This window comes from Neisseria sp. HMSC069H12 (genome assembly GCF_001812735.1).
Classification (GTDB): Bacteria; Pseudomonadota; Gammaproteobacteria; order Burkholderiales; family Neisseriaceae; genus Neisseria; species Neisseria subflava.
In genome coordinates, this window is record NZ_KV810277.1 from 1 (window position 1) to 260 (window position 260).

Genomic DNA, 260 nt, shown 5'->3' on the forward strand with positions numbered 1-260 from the left:
ATAGATTATCGATGTACGACTATTTCGATAATGGGTGCAATCTCTTTGTCACGGGAAGCAGGACACTGCTGTAGGAAGCGGCGGCGAGCGCTGATGGTGTCTTGCGCGTATTTGTGGTGAATGGAATAGAACCTGTGCAGTGCAGGGTTGCATTCTTTAGGCGGCGTACCCGGAGAAGTCAGGCAGGCAATGGCCTCGCAGGCATATTTTTTATCGCCTGTCAGCAGTTTGCCGGCAATATCTGAAGCGTTGACTACAGG

At 51.2% G+C, this 260-nt stretch carries 1 protein-coding gene; it reads right to left on the reverse strand.

Annotation, left to right across the window (positions count from 1 at the left end; genetic code table 11):
- Nucleotides 1-5 precede the first annotated feature (5 nt).
- Nucleotides 6-260 (reverse strand): TrbM/KikA/MpfK family conjugal transfer protein (locus tag HMPREF2872_RS05730; protein WP_349267084.1); only part of this gene is annotated, 255 nt, incomplete at its 5' end.